This window comes from Stenotrophomonas sp. SORGH_AS_0282, assembly GCF_030818125.1.
Classification (GTDB): domain Bacteria; phylum Pseudomonadota; class Gammaproteobacteria; order Xanthomonadales; family Xanthomonadaceae; genus Stenotrophomonas; species Stenotrophomonas rhizophila_A.
In genome coordinates this window covers 882,199-901,357 of the sequence record NZ_JAUTAB010000001.1, presented here as the reverse complement: position 1 = coordinate 901,357, position 19,159 = coordinate 882,199, and the positions used below count along the sequence as shown (strand labels likewise).

The following is a 19,159-nucleotide window of genomic DNA, read 5'->3' as shown; positions in this document are numbered from 1 at the left end:
AAGATTGCCTGAACGCGGCTACGCCCGTCCTGCACCGTCGAAGATGGCGCTGCAATAGGGGCCGGCCATTTCAAAGCGCCTGCAGACCATGGGCCGTTCGGCATAGATGCCGCAGGACATGGATTCCCGGTCGAGCGCCACGCACCAGCCGTCCGCGCTTTTGGCCATGGCCAGCACGCCATCGGCAATCTCGGTGGTCAGGTTCGAGGGGACGCACTCCGACGGCGCCAGCACGGCAGTAAGCCGGCAGCATTGCGCGGTGCAACCGGAGCAGTGTGCCTGGGCCATGGGGCAGGATAGCGCGGCGGCCTTGCCCTGCCCTGAACCACTCCCTATGGACGAACAGCCAAAAAAAGATCCGGCGCCCTCGCGGGCACCGGATCCTTGCTTACCAACCGTGTGCTGGATCAGCGGCTCAGTTGGTCTTGGCCACGCGCAGCACCTTCGGGGTGACGAAGACCAGCAGTTCGGCCTTGTCCTTGTTACGGCTGCGCTTCTTGAACAGGTTGCCCAGGAAGGGCACGTCGCCCAGGAACGGCACCTTGTTGACGCTGTTGCGGTCGGTGAACTCGTACACGCCGCCGATCACCACGGTCTGGCCATCATCGACCAGCACGGCGGTGTTGACTTCGCGGCGGTTGATCGAGGGAACCTGGCCGTAGCCTTCCAGCACGATGTAGCTTTCGACTTCATCCTTCTTGACCGCCATGTTCAGGAACACGCGGTTGTCGTTGGTGATGGTCGGGGTGACCTTCAGTTCGAGCAGCACTTCCTTGAACTGCACGTTGGGCGTGGCCGCCTGGCCGGCAGTGCCGCCGGTGATGGTGACATAACCGATTTCCTTACCCTGCTTGATCACCGCTTCGCGCTGGTTGGTGGTGACCACGCGCGGGTTCGAGATCACTTCACCGCGCGATTCCTGCTGCATGGCCGACAGCTCCACGTCCAGCAGGTAGCCAGCGTTGAGGATCGACAGTGCCAGCGAACCCGGGTTGCTGGCCGCGGCCACCGGCAGGTTCCAGTTCAGGCCACCGGTGTTGATGGTGCGGGGCGGACGCACCGGGATCGGACCGGTACCGCCGCCGGCAGCCCACTCGTTGAGCGCTTCCTGGTACTCGGTCGCGTTCTCGCCGTCGCTGGTGACGTTTTCGTGGTTGGTGCTGGTGTTGCCACTGAAGTACACGTTGTCGCGGCTGCCGGTGATGCCGAACTTGGCACCCAGTTCACGCGCGAAGGTATCGGTGGCGATCACGATGCGGCTCTCGATCAGCACCTGGTCGACCGGGCGGTCGATCACGTTGATCAGCTCGCGCATGCGCGCGACCTTCTTCGGGATGTCGCTGATCATCAGCGTGTTGGTGCGCTCGTCGGCCACCAGGCGGCCACGCGAGGACAGGAACCCGCTGTCTTCCTGCGAGCTGCCGCCGGAACCGCCACCGCTGCCACCACCACCACCGCTGCCGCCGATACCCTTGGCCTCGGTCAGCGCTTTGAAGATCTGCGCGGCGTTGTGGTAGTTGATCTGGACGTAATCGGTGATCAGGTCCTGGCGGTTCTCGATCGCAATGCGGGCGTCTTCCTTCTCCTGCTCGAACTTGGCCAGCTCCGGCTGCGGGGCCACCCACACCACGCCACCGTCACGACGCTTGTCCAGGCCCTTGGCCCGCAGCACGATGTCCAGTGCCTGGTCCCACGGCACGTTGACCAGGCGCAGGGTGACGTTGCCTTCGACGGTGTCGGAGGCCACGATGTTCAGGTTCGACTCCTCGGCGATCAACTGCAGCACGGTGCGCACCGGCACGTCCTGGAAGTTGAAGGTCACCGGCTTGCCGCTGTAGCCACGCTGCGCGACCGCGGTGGCCGCCTGGGTCACCGTGGTGGCGTTGATCGCACCGGTGGCCGGGGCGCTCTTGCGGGCGCTGATCTCGACCACGTACTCGTTGCCGGTCTGGTAGGCCAGCGACTCGAAGGCCGTGTTGGTGTCCAGCACCAGCTGGGTGCCACCGCCATACGGCTTGGGATCGATGCGCTGCACCGGCGTGGCGAAGTCGACCACATTGATCGACTTCTGCAGGTTCGCCGGCAGGGTCGCGTTGCCCACGTCGATCACGACGCTGTTGCCCTGGCTGCGCAGGTCCGGGTTGGCGCCCTTTCCATCGAACTGCAGGATCAGCCGGCCGCTGCCGTCTTCACCGCGCTTGAAATCGATCTTGGACACCGCCAGCGAGGCCGGTGCGGCGGCCGGCGCGGGGCCGACCCCCTGGGTCGTGGCTGCAGCGGCCGGCGTGGCCGCCATCAGGGTGCCATTGGCCACCATGAGCGCGACTCCCAGCGCGCACAGGTGGATCAGCTTCGGGCGCCGGTCGGGACGCTGCAGCATGGCGTTGGAAAAGGTCATCGTGCTATCCCCATAATCATTCATTGATCTTCAAGCGCAAGCGATGCAGGCCGTTCCAGCCAGCCGCCCGCGCCATCCGGCACCAGTTCAATCAGTTCGATCCGGTCTTCGAAGACCCCGGTCACGCGGCCGTCGCTCTGCCCCATGTAGACGGCCGGACGCACCCGATAGGTGACCTTGTCCGGCGCCATCACCAGCGCGACCAGTGCGCTGCCCTTGCCGATCGAACCGACCATGTCCAGGGAGTCCAGCGGGAAGGCTTCCAGCGGCTCCTTGCGGCGGTTCGGATCCGGGCGCAGGCCCGAGCCGCCGGCCTGGGGGTTGGCCCAGGCGTCGGTGAACGGATCACGCATCCCCTGCGCGGAGTACTCGAAGGTCTCGAACTGCTGCATGACAGGCAGCGGTTCGAGCGGCGGTGCCGGGCGGGCGCGCACGTCGGCGACCCACTTTTCCAGGTTGGGCGCGTCACCGGGCGTGCTGGAGATGCTGCGTGCGCAGCCCGCCAACAGGACCAGCATCAGCAGGCCACATACCCGTGCGGTGCTGGCCAGGTTCATGGCTTGCCTCCGTTCGGGCCTGCTGCCTGTGCGGCCGCTTTCTCCTGCGCTTCCATTTCCACGTCGTCCAGGTAACGGTAGGTCTTGACCGTGCCCGACAGTTCCAGCGCGCCGCTGCGCGCGGTGATGCCGGTCTTGGGGTCCTTGGGCTTGAGGTTGATGTCGTGCATGGTCAGGATGACCACGCGCGGCAGCGAAGCCACGCCGCTGACGAACGCACCGAACTGGTGGTAGCTGCCCACCATGCGCAGGGCGATCGGCTTTTCGGCGTAGAACTCCTTGGGCACTTCCTCACCGGGCTGGAACAGCTCGTTGACCAGGCCGCTGGACAGCGCGGTCTGCGAGATGTCGATGATCAGGTCCGGCATTTCGGTCTTGCTGGGCAGCTGGCGCAGCATCTGCTGCAGCACCTGCTCCATCTGGGCCAGCTGCTGCTTGAGCGGCTCCAAGTTGACCGCGCGGCCCTGCTCTTTCTCGAAATCGGCGCGCAGCGAGACTTCGGTCTGCTCCAGCGATGCCAGTTCGTCGCTCTTGCCACTGATCAGCAGGAACCACGAAAGCACGACGATCAGCACGGTCAACAGGGCGCAGAAGACGATCTTCGCCTGCTGCGGCCAGCTGCCGATGTTGTTGAAGTCCAGATCCTTCAGGTTGACTTTCTTCTGGCTCATGCGGCCCCCTTCTGCGGCGTGCTGGACGCCGCCGGTTGCGTTGCCGGGGCGGGAACGATACGGCTGCCCGAAGGCGCCGGCGCAGCCGGGTCAGCGGCCGGTGCCGGAGCAGTGCCCGGCGCAGGTGCCGGTGCGCCAGTTCCTGCCGGCGCCGGCGCAAGCGGGGCCACGGCGGGGGCAGCGGCGGGCGCGGCATTCGGATCGGTGCCCGGTGCCTCCACGGTGCCATCCGGCGCGATGCCGTCGACCGCTTCGCTCTGCGCGGGCAGCGTCACCTTGACCACGAACACGTACGGCAGCGCGGAAATGTCCGAGACAGGGCCGATCGGCTTGTCCTTCTCTTCTTCCGGCTTCCTGGCTTCGATCACCGACAGTTCCGGCTTGGTCATCCAGCCCGAGCTTTCCAGGTTGCGCATGTAGGCGCTGACCCGGGCGTTGGACTGGGTGCGCCCTTCCAGCGTCAGGATGTCGCCTTCCTGCTTCAGCGCGGTCAGCACCAGCCCGTCAGGGATGGTCCGGACCAGCGCGTCGAACAGGTGCACCATCTGCGAGCGCTTGGCCTGCAGCTGTTCGATCACCTTCTTGCGCGCCAGCAGGCGGTCCTTCTGGCGATCCAGGCGGTCGATTTCCTTGTTCTGCTCCTTGACCCGTGCGATCTCGGCCGTGAGGAACGCGTTGCGGTCCTCCTGGCCACTGAGCTGGCGGTCGTAGTAGAACCAGATCAGCGCCGACAGCACCACGCCTGCGATAGCCGCAAAGCCGAGCATGGTCATGAACTCGCGCTGGCGTTGCTTGCGCCGCTCGGCGCGCCAGGGCAATAGATTGATTCTTGCCATCAGTCGAAGCTCCTCAGCGCCAGACCGGTGGCAATCATCAGCGCCGGGGCGTCCTGGGCCAGGGCATGCGCCTGCACCTTCGGACCCAGCGTCATCTGCGCCAGCGGATTGGCCACCACGGTGGCCACGCCCAGCTGTTCCTCCACCATCTCCGGCAGACCGGCCAGCGCCGCGCAACCGCCGGCCAGCACGATGTGGTCGACCCGGTTGAACTCACTGCCAGCATAGAAGAACTGCAGCAGGCGGCTGATCTGCTGGACCGTGGCTTCCTTGAACGGCTCGAGCACTTCCATCTCGTAGCTTTCCGGCAACCCACCCTGGCGCTTGGCCAGGCCGGCTTCCTCGTAGGTCAGGCCATAGCGGCGCATGACCTCGTCGGTCAGCTGCTTGCCACCGAACACCTGTTCGCGGCTGTACAGGCTGCGCCCGCCACGAAGCACGTTCAGGGTGGTCATGGTGGCACCGATGTCGACCAGCGCGACCACGCCATCGCTGGCGATCGGCAGTTCACTGGCCACCAGCGCGAAGGCGTTTTCGACCGCGAAGGCCTCCACGTCCATCACCCGGGCAGTCAGGCCACCGAGCTCCAGCGCCGATTGGCGCAGCTCCACGTTCTCCGACCGCGACGCCGCCAACAGCACCTGGACCATTTCCGGGTTGTTGGGAATCGCCCCCAGCACCTCGAAATCGAGGTTCACTTCCTCGATCGGATACGGGATGTAGTTGACCGCTTCGAGCTCGACCTGGGCTTCCATGTCGTTCTCGTCCAGGTCAGCGGGCATCGGGATGAGCTTGGTGATGACCGCAGAGCCGGCCACGGCGGCGGCGGCATGCCGGGCCTTGGTGCCTGAACGGTTCACCGCGCGGCGGATGGCCTCACCCACGGCCTCCACTTCCACGATGTTCTTTTCCACCACCGCATTCGGCGGTAGTGGTTCCACAGCGTAATGTTCCACGCGGAAACGATTGCCACTGCGGGAAAGCTGCAAGAGCTTTACTGCAGTCGAGCTGATGTCGACGCCAATAAGCGGCGACTGGCTTTTTGGGATAAGCCCCACGGTTTCTCCCCTGCCGACGGGCACTTGGACGCAAAACTTGCGCCCGCGCATTAATAACGTTTTTTTTGCAATTCGCAACCATCAACGTGCAAAACGTGTACTTACGACACGTTTCGCCCGTCCCCTGACGGTGACCGAATGCTCTCCCCGGGAACAACCCCAGCCGTTCCCTTGCGTAATCTATACTCTGCGGCCACGAAATTCGCAATCGGAATCTGACACTGATGACTCGCCTTCGCCGCTGGCTGCGCTGGTTGCTGGTCGCCTTCCTGGTCCTGGCACTGATCGGCGCCGCGGTCGCCGGGGGCCTGTACTACGCCATTTCCTCCCGTCTTCCCGACGTCCAGACCCTGCGCGACATCGAGATGCAGGAGCCCATGTACGTCTATGCGGCCGACGGCAAGCTCATGGCGGTGTTCGGCGAGTCCCGGCGCACCCCGATCACCATGAAGGAGGTCCCCGAGCGCCTGAAGCAGGCCTTCCTGGCCACCGAGGACGCCCGCTTCTATGAACACGGGGGCGTGGACTACAAGGGCATCGGCCGCGCGGTCTGGCTGCTGGCCACCACCAACGACAAGCGGGTCCCGGGTGGGTCGACCATCACCCAGCAGGTGGCCCGCCAGTTCTTCCTCAGCTCCGAGTACAGCTACACCCGCAAGCTGGCCGAGATCCTGCTGGCGCGCAAGATCGAGCAGGAACTGAGCAAGGACGAGATCTTCGAGCTGTATCTCAACAAGAGCTTCTTCGGCAACCGCGCCTACGGCGTGGCCGCGGCGGCCGAGTTCTACTACGGCAAGAAGCTGGGCGAGCTGAGCCTGGACGAGATGGCCTCGCTGGCCGGCATCCCCAAGTTCCCCTCCAGCGGCAACCCGATCAGCAACCCCGAGCGCGCCCGCGAACGCCGCGACTATTACGTGCTGCAGCGCATGGCCAACCTGGGCTTCATCAGCCAGGCCGAGGCCGACGCAGCCAAGGCCGTGCCGATGCACGCCAGCGCGCATGAGCCCCCGCTGCAGGTCGAGGCCCCCTACGTGGCCGAACTGGTCCGCCAGGAGATGATCGCCCGCTTCGGCGGCGACGTGCTCAACAAGGGCTACCACGTCACCACCACCATCAATGCCGAGATGCAGACCGCCGCCAACCTGGCCGTGCGCGACGGCCTGCTGGCCTACGACCACCGCCACGGCTGGCACGGGGTGGAGCAGCAGGTGGCGCTGGGCGCGGGCGATGATGCGGCCGCACTGGCCGCGCACCTGCGCGGTATCAATGGCCAGTCCGGGCTGTTGCCGGCCATCGTGGCCGGCACCGGCGCCGATGGCAGCGCCACGGTGGTGCTGGCCAACCGCACCGAGGTGGTGCTGCCCGCCTCGGCCGCCAAGTGGACCGGCAAGAGCCCGGCCAAGCTGGTCCAGCGCGGTGACATCGTCCGCGTGCGCGCCGGCGAGAAGGAAGGCGAGTGGTTGCTGGACCAGATCCCGCGCGGCCAGTCCGCGCTGGTATCGCTGGATGCTCAAACCGGTGCGCTGAAGGCCCTGGTGGGCGGTTTCAGCTTCTCCGGCAACAAGTTCAACCGCGCCACCCAGGCGCGTCGCCAGCCGGGTTCGAGCTTCAAGCCGTTCATCTACGCCGCCGCCTTCGACAAGGGCTTCAACCCGGCCTCGATCGTGCTCGATGCGCCGGTGGTGTTCCGCGACCGCCGCGGCAAGACCTGGCAGCCGCAGAACGACGGCGGCGGCTTCCGTGGCCCGATGCGCCTGCGCGAAGCGCTGGTGCAGTCGCGCAACCTGGTGTCGGTGCGCCTGCTTGATGGCATGGGCGTGGAGTACGCGCGCAAGTACATCAGCGAATTCGGCTTTGCCGAAGCCGAGCTGCCGCCGAACCTGTCGATGTCGCTGGGTACCGCTTCGCTGACCCCGCTGTCGGTGGCGCGCGGCTATGCCGTGTTCGCCAACGGCGGCTCGCGCGTGGACACCTGGCTGATCGACCAGGTCAGCGACCGCGACGGCAACCTGGTGTTCAAGGAAAACCCGGCCCGGGCCTGCCGCGAATGCGTGGGCACCAGTGGCGGGGCGCCGGTGAGCCAGGTAGTGGACGGTTTCAACTTCGGTGCCGCTGCCGCACCTGCGCCGGCCGGCCCGGCCAAGCCGCAGCAGGCGGCGGAGCCGGCCGCGCCGGTAGACCCGAATGCGCGCACCGCGCCGCGAGCGATCGATGCGCGCACCGCCTACCAGCTGGTCTCGATGATGCGCGACGTGGTCCAGCGCGGCACCGGCACGGCCGCCAAGGTGCTCGGTCGCGAGGACGTGGGCGGCAAGACCGGCTCCACCAATGACCATCGCGATGCGTGGTTCTCCGGCTTCGGCGGCCCGTACGCCACCACCGTATGGGTGGGCCGCGACGATTTCCGTTCGCTGGGCTACCGCGAGTACGGCGGCCGCGCCGCGCTGCCGATCTGGATCGACTACATGCGGGTGGCGCTGAAGGACACGCCGATCGCGCAGAACGAGCCGCCGACCGGGATGGTCCAGGCGACGCTCAACGGCGCTACCGAGTGGGTCAAGGTCGAGGACATGGAGAAGCTGGCCGAGTACGACTTCAATACCCAGACCCCGCAGGCCGACGACGCGGCGTTCGATATTTTTTGATGGGACAAGGGTGCCGGCCGATGGCCGGCACCACATCGATGTCACATGATCGGTGTACATTCGGTGGCAGGTCGTAACAGGGGGAGCCGCTCATGCATCGGGCCCGTCAGCATGCCGAGAGCCAGACCCGCGAACGCCGCCACCGGCTTGCCCACGAGGCGGCGCGGTTGATGGCCGAAGGCGGAATCCGCGATTACCACCAGGCCAAGCTGAAAGCCGCCGGGCGGCTGGGCATCCACGATGATGCCTCGCTGCCGCGCAATACCGAGATCGAAGACGCCCTGCGCGAGTACCAGCGCCTGTTCGCCGGCCCCGGGCATGGCACGCAGCTGCGACAACGCCGCGAAGCCGGCCTGCGTGCGCTGGAATTCCTGCACGGCTTCGCACCACGCCTGTGCGGACCGGTGCTGGACGGCACCGCCGACGCCAACAGCCCAGTGCAGCTGCAGCTGCACAGCGACGACGCCGATGCCGTGCAGCGGTTCCTGGAAGAACACCGCATCCCGGCCGAGTCGCGAATGCGCCGCCTGCGCCTGGACCGCGAACGCACGATGGACGTGCCGGTGTGGGTGTTCTCCGCCGAAGGGCTGACCTTCGACGTGGCGGTGCTGCCCTACGACGCGCTGCGCCAGCCGCCGCTGTCGAGCATCGACGAGAAGCCGATGCGGCGGGCCTCGGCCGCGCAGCTGCGCAGCCTGCTGGCCGAGGACGAGATCAGGGGCTATCTGGACGGCCCCTGAGCACGCGCCGCGCAGGGTCTACCAGCCGATGCCCACGCCCATCGCCACGCTGCTTTCGCCGCCCTGGCTGAAGGCGCCACTGAGACTGACGCTGGTGGTGGCGCGACGGTCCAGTACGCGCTGGTAACCCACCGCCAGGGCCGATTCGCCGTCGGCATGGCCGACGCCCGCGCCCAGCCGGTTCCAGGTGGGCAGGCCCGCAGTGTTCATGGCCATGGCGGCCTGCGCACTGCTCATCGCCGCCATGCGGTTCATGCGCTGGTCGAGGCGGTCGAAGCGGCGGTCGATGCCGGCCAGGGCCTGGTCGGTGTACGCGTTGGCGCGCTGCACCGCGTCGTCCACGGCGCGGGTGTCGACCGGCGACAGTTGCGCTGCCGGCGGCGGTGTCGCAGCGGCCGGCTCGACCGCACGCGCGTCGGCCGCGACGGCGGTCCCGGTGGCAGCGGCCTGCGGGCCTGCGGCGTGGGTCGTGTCCGCCGACGCCGTGATCGACTCGGCGGCGTCGGCCACGCTGGAGGGCGGACGGGCTCCGTCCTGCGCCGCGAGCGCGCCGACCTGCTCGCCCATGTCGTCCAGCGCCCGGTGTGCCGCGCTTACCGCGTAATCCAGCGCATCCAGCGCCCCGGCCACGGTGCCGTGCCACTTGCCCTGCACCGCGAAACGCATGCCGCGCACGCCGCCTTCGGCGTTGATGCTGGTGCCGAGCACGCTGGCCATGTCCGACAGCTGCCGCAGAGACACCACGTCATCGGCGGCGATGCCCGGCAGGACGTTGGTGATGCGTCGGCGCAGGCCCTGCCCGCCCACCGAGACCTCCCAGGGGCGCTGCACGATCGAGCCAAAGCCCAACGCCACGCTGTCATGGGCGTCGGCCCACACCTGGGTGGAGCCGCCGAGCGCCATGCCGTTCTCGGCCAACACGCGCGAACGCGTGCCGAGCGCGAAACCATCTGCGGCCCCTTCCAGGACGATCGCTGCACGGCCCAGCGCCACCGAGTTGTTGCCCAATGCCGTGGCGTAGCTGCCGTACGCGGTGGAGCCGCTGGCAACGGCGCGGGCATCGGCGCCCATCGCGGTGGCCAGGAACCCGGCATGCGCGGGCAGGCTCAGTTCGTCCGATCCGACCTTGAAATAGCGTTGTACATATTCCAGTGCAGCCACCCGCGCTTCGGCGGCAAACAGCTGCGCGCCGTTGACCGCGTGTGCGCTGCTGGCGCTGACCTCACCGGCGCCCAGCGCCACCAGGCGCGAGCCGCGCAGGTGCACGATGGCGTCCTTGTCGAAACGCACCACATCGCTGAGGTCGGCGCTGACGCCTTGCACGCCGTCGCGCAGCAGGTCGATGTCCAGCCGGTTGCGCGCGATCCGCTCATGGTTGTGATTGACCTGCCACAGCGCATCGGCCCACCCCGGCGGTGCGATCGGAACCTCCGCCGGCGGCACCGCGGGCGCTTCGCAGTACACCAGGCGGTCGCGGACCTGGTCGCGGCCGAACACGCCGGCCACGCCCACGCCCACGCCGACGCCGAGCCCGCTGGCGAAGGCCACGCTGTGCGTCGCCTCGGACGTGCTGTCTTCGCGAGGTGCCGGATCCGCCTCGCCCGGCGGCGGAAACGCGGTCGCAAACGCGGTGCCAGGCACCATCAACAACAAGGATCGGTAGAGAACATGCATGGTGTTTCCTCTCAAGGCAGCAGGATCTGCTGGTGTTCGCGGTAGCCGTCGCGGCTGAGCCGGTAATCCACGCGCAGCCGCGCGCCGGGCACCGGCTCGAAGGGCAACGCCAGCGTGGCGCCCGGGTAGACGCTGCGTTCGATGTCGTGGGTGATGCAGGCGGCCGCAACGCAGTGCTCGACCCGGCGGATGCCCAGCCGGAGCGTGCCGTGGTTATGCAGGCGGCCCCCGGCAACCTGCATCGCCACCCGTCCATCGGCAGGCAGGACGTTGACCAGCACGCCCCATACCAGGCTGACGCCGAGGGTGGCAGCGGGCGTCTCCAGGGCATCGGGGTGCGCCTCCGGGTCATCTCCGCGCACCCCTTCGAAGTACACCCGGAACGCGGTTTCTTCCTTGACCGGGGCCAGGGCGATCACCCGCACCAGCCGGCTGCCGCCGCCGGCGAGCGCGAACATGCCCGGCGTCACGGCGATCGCCGCGGCGTCGCCGGTCGGCTCATCCACTTCGCTTTCGTCTTCGGTGGCGGGGGCAACCACGCGCTTGACCGTGGCCCTGACGTACTGGGTGCGGGGCGACTGCGCCTGCACGCGGATGCTGGTGGTGCTGCCCGCGTCGACATGGACACGCATGGGGTGCACGTCCAGGCTGGCCGACACCGGCAGGGCGGGAAGCAGCAACAGCAGCAGGGAAAGGCGATGCAGGCGCATGGAAGTCTCGGTCGGCGTCAGGGGCGTCGGGTGGGCAGGCGCATTTCAATCGTGAGATCGCCCTGGTAGCGTCCGTCGCGCTTTTCGGCCGCTGGCACCCGGGGCGTGATGAAGCTGAGCGGGGTCGGCACGCAGTGCACGGGCTGGTCCATGCCGGGCAGCAGTACCGGCCGCAGTGGGGCGCTGTGGATGCCGGTCAGCACCGTGTGCGCCTCCCGGTGCAGGTCGATCGTGGTGCCCGCATACAGCAGTTGCAGGCGGTAATCGATGCGCTCGTGCGGCGCGCGGCCGCCCGCGTGGTGCCACACCGAAAATGCATCGCGTGGCCGCCCCGGCACGTCTGGGCCGCGATCGCGCGCCACCAGCACCAGCTGGCCGCTGTGGGAACCCAGCCCGTCGTACAGGCACATGTCCAGCACGGCCTCGCCGCCGACGCTGGCCGGCGGCGGTACGGCCCGCAACTGCAACTGCAGGTCCATCGGCGCGGCCGAGCCGCCGTGCTCGGGCAGGTGGATGGCCGCCCGCTCGGTATCGGTCACCGTGACCTCCAGCACGAATACGTGCCGGCCGAGTACCGCGCCGCCCACGCCACCGCGCACGTCCAGGTGCAGCTCGGCCCGCCAGCGCCCGGCCACCAGCGCGCCGATGTCCGTTGCCGCCACCTGCAACGTCGCGGCGGTGCCGGCCGGAGCGATGTGACACTCCCGGGTTGCCGATGTCCACAACGGGTACTCGGATTTGTCCCAGTAGTCATCACTGCAACTGCGCTCCCACTCGACCCGTTCCATCCATCCGCTGACCCCGATGTCGCGGCGCTGGCCGCTGCGCGGTTCGTGGAATTCCAGCAGGATCGACTGGCGCCCGGTCGGTCCTTCGCCGGTGTCGCTGCGCGGGCAGCGCCCGCGCGCGGGGTCATCGGTGCAGGTGACATGCAGGCGGCCATGGCCGTGCATCACCTCGTCGAACCCCAGCACGGTGCGTGGCGCCCATAACGGCAGGGGCTGCGGCGCGGCACGGTCGAACGCGTGGGTCAGCGTGGTCACGGTGGTGCCTGCGGCCGGCGTGGTGACCGGGGGGCGCTGCGCCGCCGCGGGTTGGGCGACCCACAAGGCCGGTACGAGCATGACGACGCGCATCAGGGTCCGCTCCATTGGCCCTCCTGCGCGATCGGCGCTGCATCCTCCAGCAACTGCTGCACACGCGGCTGGAGGGCGATGCGGGCGGGCAGCGCGTCGCGTGCCAAAGGCGTGCACGCCACCTGCCCTACCAACAGCACCACGCTGCGCTGCTCGCGCACCTGCAGCGGGCAGTGCAGCAGGCGACCTGCCTGCAGCAGGTACAGGACCGCTTCGCGCTGCGGGAATTCGGCGATGAACCCGCCGTCGGCCCCGAGCCGGGGAACCGCCGCATTGAGGATACGCGCACCGGCCAGCGCGGCACCGGCCTTGTCCACGGCGCTGCCGATATAGGTGAAGGTGACTTCCACGCCCACCGGCAATGCGATCAGCCTGCCTGGCAACAGGAAGGGCTGCTGGGCAGGGCCGGGATGGGTCACCCGCACGCTGGCATCGTGTGCGTGCCCGTGCGCATCCTGGACCTCCACCTGATGGCGCTGATAGCCGCTCAGCGGCAGCAGGCGGCGTTGACCGGAGCGCAGCACCTGGCGGCGGCTGGCCCCGGCTTTCACCTCGGCGGCCGCGCCGTCGAACCCGCTGGCAGCGGCATCATCGACGCTGACGGCGACGCCCGCGTCGGCACCGGGCGCGCCGCCCCAGAACAGGCCGCGCGGCGACAGCGCCAGCGCCGATCCATGGCTGAGGCTGTACCCGGTCTCACTGGCATGCGCCTGCCGGTGGTGCGACAGCACGGCACTGGTCTGGCCAAGCGGCGTGGCGGTGCGCAGCGCCAGCAGCGCATCGACGTCGGCGGCGTCCTGCACGCTGACCTCGGTGGCCACCTCGCGCGCGGTCGCGTCCAGTTCGCGGCGCCAGGACTGCGCGAGCAGCAGGCGCTGACCGGCATCACCGGACTGCGTGCGCCGTGCTTCGACGCCGATGCGGCGCAGCTGGCTGGCGCCTGCGGCGTGCTGCAACCGCGAGAGCGTGACCGAGAGCTGCAGGCCCTGGTCGGAGATACTCCCGGTCTGACGCCATGCGCCCAGACGGGTGCCGATGCTGACGCTGCGCCACTGCCGGGTAAGACCGTAGGCGGCCTGCAGGCTGCGGGCGCTGCCACCGGGCCAGCGGCCGGGTACCAGCGTGCGCCTGCGGCTGTGTCCCAGGTAAAGACTGCCGCCGGACAACGGAACGGTCAGCGATGCGGTGAGGGAATCAGCGCAGTCCACGCGACAACGGCTGCCGCGCAGGCGCTGCCGGTACAGGTTCCAGGAAACGGTGTTGCGCACACTGAGCTGTTGCTGGCTGCCACGCCTGCCGTCGCTGCCGACCAGGGCGCCGACTTCGGCGTGCAGGTCGTGCCTGCCCAGGCGATGGCGGACTCCGGTACGCAGCTCGGCGTGGCTGGCCTCGGCAACGCGTGCCACGCCCAGGCTCAGGCCAAGCTGGCGGGCAAGTGGCATGCGCAGGCCGGCCTGCAGGACGCTGTTGCCGGCGTCCAAGCGGACATCGCGCGCGCGGCTTCGCCCGCCCTGCACAAACCATTGCACGCCCGGTTCGCCCCAGTCCTGGGTGCGGGCAAACGGCAGTGTCTCGGTCCGCAGCAGGCGCCCGTCTTCGTGGATGCGCAGGGTCACGTCATAGCTGCCCGGTGGAAACCGGCGGGTATCGAGGTCGGTGACGCCAGCGGGCAGGTAGAACGTCTGCAGCAGTCGCTCGCCGTCGTAGGCATCCACGCGCGCCTGCCGCGACAGCAGCACGGTCAGGGGCGCGGCGCCGATATCGGCGCCGGCATCGACGTAGGCCTGGGTGGTACCGGCGCGGACGCCGTCGAAGCGGTCGAGCGGCAACATGCCGAAGCCGAACTGTCCGCCCTGGGTGCTGGCAAGGTTGCGCCGGTCCATGCGCCCGACCTGCAGGTAGTGGCGCCTGGCCAGGTCATGCCGGTAGTACAGATCGTCGAACTGGAAGTGCGTACGGGCGCGCTGGCCGGGCCAGGCGTGGCGCGCGTAGTTCCAGTTGCCGCCGACATGGCCGGCGCGCAGGACGCCCAGCGTGGCGCTGCCATGCGCGTTGAGGGCGTACTGACTGCCACTGCCACTGAGCGCGAGCGTCTGCTGGTGCAGCAATGCATTTTCGGCGTGCTCGCTGGGCGCATGCAGCCCGTCGGCACCGGGCGATGCGCGGGGCAGCCAGCGCAATGCGGGAAACAGCAGCAGCGCGCCGTTGCCTTCGTCAAAGATGGCATGCATGTGGGTCGGATCCTCGGACGGGGGGCGCCAGCCGCAGCCCGGCTGTGGCTGGCCATGGACGCAGGCCAGGTGGCTGTTGCGCGGCAGCGGCAGGGACAGCGCCGGCAGCAGCGCCTGCTGCGCGGAGGTGGTCATGCCCAGCGCGGCCAACACCTGCGCGGGCTGTTCCAGCTGGACGTGCTCCAGCGTCACCCAGGCCGGCCAGAGGCCGGCGGAACGGCCGAACGCGCGCACTTCCACGCGCTCGCGCTGGCCACTGACAAGATCTTCGAAACCGGCCGGCACCGGGCCCGCCTGGACGGCCACGCAGGCCAGCACCAGGACGAGCGCCACCGCCAGCCGGACAAGGGCGGGAGCAGGAATGCGCATGGCAGGGGCGCAGGAACGCCGGCCCCGCAGGGCCGGCGTCCGCGCAATGGCTTAGAGGCTGCTGGCCTTCTGCACCAGGACCAGGCTGACCGGGCCGTCGTAGAGGCCGGCGGCGGTGATGGGGCCGGGCGCGGCCTGGGCCACGGTCAGCGGCATTTCGATGGAGGCACCGGGAATGGCGCCCTGGAACAGCTGGTCGGCGGTGAACGCGATCGGGGCCAGGCCAAGCTCGCGGCCGTTGAGGGTAACCGAGAGCGGGATGTCGACTGCGCCGGCGGCGGTCACCTTGGGCATCAGCACGGCCGGTTCGGCCAGGCGCACATCGACATCCAGGCTGGTGTCGTTGGAGAACACGCGCACGCGTTCGCTCCAGCTGCTCAGTCCCTGCCCGGCGCGGTACGGCATCTCGACGTCAGCGGGAAGCGCGCTGCCATCGGCCCGGAGCAGCGACAGGGTCGGGTCGACGTTCGCCCAGACGGTGATGTGCGCTTCAACGGCGTGGGCGGACAGTGCGGCGGTAAAGATCGCCAGGCCCAACGCGGCCTGCTTCAGGGTGCGGTACATGTGGTTCTCTCCCATGATTGAAAAACGCCTCGTTCGAGGCGATCACCCACGCTGCGCTGTGCAGTGTCGGCGACACGATCACGTTAGTTCTGTGCGCGACGTCTCCCCACGCAACCATTCTGAAACCCGCCACGCACGCGCGCGTTCTGCGACAGCGCGCGCGAACCGGAAGCAACGCAAGCATTCCGACCCGCGCGCGTGCGCATGTTGCGCGTTGCTGCTTTATGCTCGCCGCGGCACGGCGTGGTGTTGCCGGAAGCTGAAAGCGAAAGGCGCAAAGCTAAAGTCAGAGCTAAAGCCAAAGCCGTCGTTTGCACGATGCTGCGTGCAGGGCCGGCGACGTGATTTTTGCTTTTCCCGTGGTCACCGGCCGACTGTCAGAGGGTCGGCGGTGGTGGGGGTACGGGGGCTTTGCGAAACATGGATGTTTCGCAAGAGCCTCCAGGGATGGATTCACGGCGCCCCCCGTACCCCCACCACCGCCGGCCCTGCGCGCAGCATCCTGCACACGACGGCTGTTGCTTGAAAGCTCCTGCTTGAACGCTGTTGAACCCAAAAAAAAACGCCCCCTTGCGGAGGCGTCTTTTCACGCACTACGGGAGCTGATCAGCCCTGGTAGTCACGCACGTCGCTGCCGGTGTAGACCTGGCGCGGGCGGCCGATCTTCATTTCCGGGTCGACCTGCTGTTCGAGCCAGTGCGCGACCCAGCCGGAGGTGCGGCCCAGGGCGAACATGACGGTGAACATTTCGGTCGGGATCTGCAGCGCCTTGTAGATGATGCCGCTGTAGAAATCGACGTTCGGGTACAGCTTGCGGGCGACGAAGTAGTCGTCCTGCAGCGCCGCCTGTTCCAGCTTCACGGCAACGTCGAGCAGCGGATCCTGCACGCCCAGCTGCTTGAGCACCTTGCCAGTCATCTCGCCGATGACCTTCGCGCGCGGGTCGAAGTTCTTGTACACGCGGTGGCCAAAGCCCATCAGCCGGAAGCCCGAGGTCTTGTCCTTGGCCTTGAGCACGGCCGATTCGACGTTGTCCGCCGAACCGATTTCTTCCAGCATCTTCAGCACGGCTTCGTTGGCACCGCCGTGGGCCGGACCCCACAGCGCGGTGACGCCAGCGGCGACCGACGCATACGGGTTGGCACCGGTCGAACCGACCAGGCGCACCGTCGAGGTGGAGGCGTTCTGCTCGTGGTCGGCATGCAGGATGAAGAGCAGGTCCAGCGCCTTGACCACGTCCGGGTTCAGCTCGTACTGGCCATCGGCCGACTCGAAGGTCTGCTTCAGGAAGCGGCTGACGTAATCCAGCGAGGTGTCCGGCGTGTTGGCCGGCAGGCCCTTGCCGTGGCGGTAGATCAGCGCCGACAGGGTCGGCACCTTGGCGATCAGGCGCACGGCGGACTGGCGGCGCTGTTCGGCGTCGGACAGGTCCAGCGAGGCGTGGTACTTCGCCGACAGCTGCGCGATGGCAGCGGTCAGGATGGCCATCGGGTGGGCATCCTTGTCGAAGCTGGCGATCAGGGCATTGATCGAGGCATCGACGTTGGCTTCGGCAGCCAGCTCATCGGTGAAGGCCTTCAGCTGCTCGGCGCTCGGACGCTCGCCGTTGATCAGCAGGTAAGCCACTTCGACGTAGCTGGACTTTTCCGACAGCTGCTCGATGGGGTAGCCGCGATACAGCAGCACGCCCTTGTCACCGTCGATGTAGGTGATGGCGGACTTGCAGCTGGCGGTGGCGGTGAAGCCGGAGTCGTAGGTGAAGAGACCGGTTTCCTTGGTCAGCTTCGAAATATCGACGCAATCGTTGCCGAGCGTGGGTTTGATGACAGGCAGAACAACCGACTTGTCGCCGGCATTCAGCGTGACCTGATCAAGATCGGACACTGTGTGCGCTCCTCAAGGGGAAGGCGCCCACCCAAGCGCGTGGGGCAGGCACGTGAAAGTAAGTCCACAGCCTGTGCTGTGGATCACGTCATTATCGCACAGCAACATTTGCCACGCCCTAGGACGGAAGTCGTAGACGCACACCCCGCTCGCCCTTGCCGCACAAGCACCGGCAAGCGCCAGGCGGGCTGGAATGGACACTGCGTTCCGCGCGGCGGGGGAATTTATGAACCGTCGTTCATCCGCCAGCAGGCTTTGCCGCAGGCATAAAAAAACAACGGCCGCCGAGGCGACCGTTGTTTGCGTGCAGCAGCTTCGAAACGCTTATTCGGCAGCAGCAGCCGCAGCCGGCTTGCCGAAACGCTTCTGGAACTTGTCGATACGGCCGCTGGTGTCGATCACCTTGTGCTTGCCCGTGTAGAACGGGTGCGAAGCAGAGGAGATTTCGATCTTGACGAGCGGGTACTCGTTGCCGTCTTCCCACTTCACGGTTTCTTTCGTCGCCATGGTGGAACGGGTCAGGATCTTGAAATCGGAGGTAACGTCCTGAAACACGACGTCACGGTAGTTCGGATGGATATCGTCCTTCATGGGGCACACACCGTAAATAAGGTCAGGGAAACGCAAGAGCGGCATTATAGCCGGGGCCGCCCCCTAGGGCAACCCATGGCCATGTTCCGCGTGAAGATACCGCCACTGCGGCGTCAGGCGACGCCGAGCGCACTCCGGACCTGGGCTTCAAAGCGCCCCTGGTCGTAGGCCATCAGCAGCTGGGTGTTGTCCGGCTGCCCCGTCTGGCGGTTCCAGTCGACAATGGTAGCACCCCGGCTGTGGGTCCCGGCCAGTTCGATGTTCAGCGGGCGCGATTCGACCCGCAGCGCGCCTTCCGGCTGCAGCGCCCAGGCCATGGCCAGGGCGTCGGCGGCGAACCAGCGCTCGCCGCGGCTGTCTTCGGACCACAGGCGGGTCTGGCGCGAAATCAGCTCGTAGAAGCGTGCCTTGTCGCTGTCGAAGGCCAGCCACTGCTCGACATCCTTGTGCAGCAGGCCGTGGGCGACGGTGGCTTCCCAGTCGGCCACTTCGATGTGCGGGAAGCCGGTGAACACCACGTGCGCCGCTTCGGGATCGAAGGCGATGTTGAACTCGGCCGCCGGGGTGATGTTGCCGTGGCAGGTGACCGCCCCGCCCATGACCAGGAAACGCTTCACGCGCTGCGGCAGGGTCGGGTCGAGCTTGAGCGCCAGGGCCAGGTTGGTCAGCGGGCCGAGGGCGACCAGGAACAGCTCGCCGGCGTACTCATGGGACAGGCGCAGGATGGCCAGCGCGGCGTGTTCGGCTTCGGCCGGGCGCTGGGCGGCCGGCAGGTTGACGTCGCCGAAGCCGTCGGCGCCATGAACGTGGGCCGCATCCACCGACGGGTGCACCAGCGGTTCGGGGGTACCGGCGAACACCGGCACGTCTTCACGCCCGGCCACTTCACACAGTTTCAGCGCATTGCGGACCGTGTGGTCCAGGCCGACATTGCCGGCGGCAATGGTGAGGCCGACCACGTCATGGCGTTCGTCGGCAAAGGCCATCAACAGGGCCAGGGCGTCATCGACACCCGGATCGGTGTCGATCAACAGCGGAATCTTCTTGGTCATGCGTGCCGTCTTGGTAAGCGGCAAGGGACTTTCGCACCCCGGG

16 protein-coding genes are annotated in these 19,159 nt (G+C 67.7%); 2 read left to right on the top strand and 14 right to left on the bottom strand.

Annotated features, from left to right (window positions below; genetic code table 11):
• Nucleotides 1-18 precede the first annotated feature (18 nt).
• The 6 genes from QE395_RS03920 to QE395_RS03895 form a co-directional block, all read right to left on the bottom strand.
• Complete coding sequence (locus QE395_RS03920; RefSeq protein WP_068853868.1) at nt 19-288, bottom strand: YkgJ family cysteine cluster protein; 270 nt, start codon at nt 286-288, stop codon at nt 19-21.
• A gap of 127 nt (nt 289-415) precedes the next feature.
• Nucleotides 416-2,398 (bottom strand): type IV pilus secretin PilQ family protein, encoded by a 1,983-nt coding sequence (locus QE395_RS03915; RefSeq protein WP_068853869.1) that lies wholly within the window; start codon nt 2,396-2,398, stop codon nt 416-418.
• 20 nt (nt 2,399-2,418) lie between these two features.
• Nucleotides 2,419-2,916: a pilus assembly protein PilP gene (locus tag QE395_RS03910; protein ID WP_237334367.1), complete on the bottom strand. Its 498-nt coding sequence runs from the start codon at nt 2,914-2,916 to the stop codon at nt 2,419-2,421.
• Nucleotides 2,917-2,951: 35 nt separating this feature from the next.
• On the bottom strand, nt 2,952-3,626 hold the full coding sequence (locus QE395_RS03905; protein WP_068853871.1) for a type 4a pilus biogenesis protein PilO: 675 nt from the start codon (nt 3,624-3,626) through the stop codon (nt 2,952-2,954).
• Nucleotides 3,623-4,462 carry a PilN domain-containing protein gene (locus tag QE395_RS03900; RefSeq protein WP_068853872.1) on the bottom strand — a complete coding sequence of 280 codons (840 nt, stop codon included), beginning with the start codon at nt 4,460-4,462 and terminating at the stop codon, nt 3,623-3,625. The genes QE395_RS03905 and QE395_RS03900 overlap by 4 nt, the downstream gene beginning before the upstream one ends.
• The gene (locus QE395_RS03895; protein ID WP_038686523.1) at nt 4,462-5,520 is read right to left on the bottom strand and encodes a pilus assembly protein PilM; all 1,059 of its coding nucleotides are present in this window, start codon (nt 5,518-5,520) and stop codon (nt 4,462-4,464) included. Before QE395_RS03895 ends, QE395_RS03900 begins: the two co-directional genes overlap by 1 nt.
• 224 nt (nt 5,521-5,744) lie before the next feature.
• On the opposite strand from QE395_RS03895, the gene QE395_RS03890 reads away from it, so the two are divergent.
• Both QE395_RS03890 and QE395_RS03885 read left to right on the top strand, forming a co-directional pair.
• Nucleotides 5,745-8,165, top strand: a complete 2,421-nt coding sequence (locus QE395_RS03890) for a penicillin-binding protein 1A (protein WP_095363596.1) — start codon at nt 5,745-5,747, stop codon at nt 8,163-8,165.
• 92 nt (nt 8,166-8,257) lie between these two features.
• On the top strand, nt 8,258-8,905 hold the full coding sequence (locus tag QE395_RS03885; RefSeq protein WP_068853874.1) for a hypothetical protein: 648 nt from the start codon (nt 8,258-8,260) through the stop codon (nt 8,903-8,905).
• A gap of 18 nt (nt 8,906-8,923) precedes the next feature.
• On the opposite strand, the gene QE395_RS03880 is transcribed toward QE395_RS03885, so the two are convergent.
• From QE395_RS03880 to QE395_RS03845, 8 genes are all read right to left on the bottom strand, one after another.
• On the bottom strand, nt 8,924-10,579 hold the full coding sequence (locus QE395_RS03880) for a YadA-like family protein (protein ID WP_306987609.1): 1,656 nt from the start codon (nt 10,577-10,579) through the stop codon (nt 8,924-8,926).
• 11 nt (nt 10,580-10,590) lie between these two features.
• The gene (locus QE395_RS03875; RefSeq protein ID WP_306987608.1) at nt 10,591-11,289 is read right to left on the bottom strand and encodes a pilus assembly protein; all 699 of its coding nucleotides are present in this window, start codon (nt 11,287-11,289) and stop codon (nt 10,591-10,593) included.
• 17 nt (nt 11,290-11,306) lie between these two features.
• The gene (locus tag QE395_RS03870) at nt 11,307-12,440 is read right to left on the bottom strand and encodes a CfaE/CblD family pilus tip adhesin (protein ID WP_306987607.1); all 1,134 of its coding nucleotides are present in this window, start codon (nt 12,438-12,440) and stop codon (nt 11,307-11,309) included.
• Nucleotides 12,425-15,025, bottom strand: a complete 2,601-nt coding sequence (locus QE395_RS03865) for a CS1-pili formation C-terminal domain-containing protein (protein ID WP_306987606.1) — start codon at nt 15,023-15,025, stop codon at nt 12,425-12,427. Before QE395_RS03865 ends, QE395_RS03870 begins: the two co-directional genes overlap by 16 nt.
• Before the next feature lie 51 nt (nt 15,026-15,076).
• A complete protein-coding gene (locus tag QE395_RS03860) occupies nt 15,077-15,589 on the bottom strand; it encodes a CS1 type fimbrial major subunit (RefSeq protein WP_068853877.1) in 513 nt (170 codons plus the stop codon).
• Nucleotides 15,590-16,195: 606 nt separating this feature from the next.
• A complete protein-coding gene (locus QE395_RS03855; RefSeq protein WP_068853878.1) occupies nt 16,196-17,473 on the bottom strand; it encodes a citrate synthase in 1,278 nt (425 codons plus the stop codon).
• A 324-nt stretch (nt 17,474-17,797) separates the two neighbouring features.
• On the bottom strand, nt 17,798-18,064 hold the full coding sequence (locus tag QE395_RS03850) for a type B 50S ribosomal protein L31 (RefSeq protein ID WP_093533653.1): 267 nt from the start codon (nt 18,062-18,064) through the stop codon (nt 17,798-17,800).
• A 113-nt stretch (nt 18,065-18,177) separates the two neighbouring features.
• Complete coding sequence (locus tag QE395_RS03845) at nt 18,178-19,116, bottom strand: nucleoside hydrolase (protein WP_306987605.1); 939 nt, start codon at nt 19,114-19,116, stop codon at nt 18,178-18,180.
• Nucleotides 19,117-19,159: the final 43 nt, after the last annotated feature.

What these genes read in the sequence shown, in the direction of transcription:
- QE395_RS03845 (WP_306987605.1), bottom strand. Translation starts at nt 19,116, where the DNA reads ATGACCAAGAAGATTCCGCTGTTGATCGACACCGATCCGGGTGTCGAT.
- QE395_RS03870 (WP_306987607.1), bottom strand. Translation starts at nt 12,440, where the DNA reads ATGGAGCGGACCCTGATGCGCGTCGTCATGCTCGTACCGGCCTTGTGG.
- QE395_RS03905 (WP_068853871.1), bottom strand. Translation starts at nt 3,626, where the DNA reads ATGAGCCAGAAGAAAGTCAACCTGAAGGATCTGGACTTCAACAACATC.
- QE395_RS03875 (WP_306987608.1), bottom strand. Translation starts at nt 11,289, where the DNA reads ATGCGCCTGCATCGCCTTTCCCTGCTGCTGTTGCTGCTTCCCGCCCTG.
- QE395_RS03920 (WP_068853868.1), bottom strand. Translation starts at nt 288, where the DNA reads ATGGCCCAGGCACACTGCTCCGGTTGCACCGCGCAATGCTGCCGGCTT.
- QE395_RS03915 (WP_068853869.1), bottom strand. Translation starts at nt 2,398, where the DNA reads ATGACCTTTTCCAACGCCATGCTGCAGCGTCCCGACCGGCGCCCGAAG.
- QE395_RS03910 (WP_237334367.1), bottom strand. Translation starts at nt 2,916, where the DNA reads ATGCTGGTCCTGTTGGCGGGCTGCGCACGCAGCATCTCCAGCACGCCC.
- QE395_RS03900 (WP_068853872.1), bottom strand. Translation starts at nt 4,462, where the DNA reads ATGGCAAGAATCAATCTATTGCCCTGGCGCGCCGAGCGGCGCAAGCAA.
- QE395_RS03865 (WP_306987606.1), bottom strand. Translation starts at nt 15,025, where the DNA reads ATGCGCATTCCTGCTCCCGCCCTTGTCCGGCTGGCGGTGGCGCTCGTC.
- QE395_RS03880 (WP_306987609.1), bottom strand. Translation starts at nt 10,579, where the DNA reads ATGCATGTTCTCTACCGATCCTTGTTGTTGATGGTGCCTGGCACCGCG.
- QE395_RS03885 (WP_068853874.1), top strand. Translation starts at nt 8,258, where the DNA reads ATGCATCGGGCCCGTCAGCATGCCGAGAGCCAGACCCGCGAACGCCGC.
- QE395_RS03850 (WP_093533653.1), bottom strand. Translation starts at nt 18,064, where the DNA reads ATGAAGGACGATATCCATCCGAACTACCGTGACGTCGTGTTTCAGGAC.
- QE395_RS03860 (WP_068853877.1), bottom strand. Translation starts at nt 15,589, where the DNA reads ATGTACCGCACCCTGAAGCAGGCCGCGTTGGGCCTGGCGATCTTTACC.
- QE395_RS03890 (WP_095363596.1), top strand. Translation starts at nt 5,745, where the DNA reads ATGACTCGCCTTCGCCGCTGGCTGCGCTGGTTGCTGGTCGCCTTCCTG.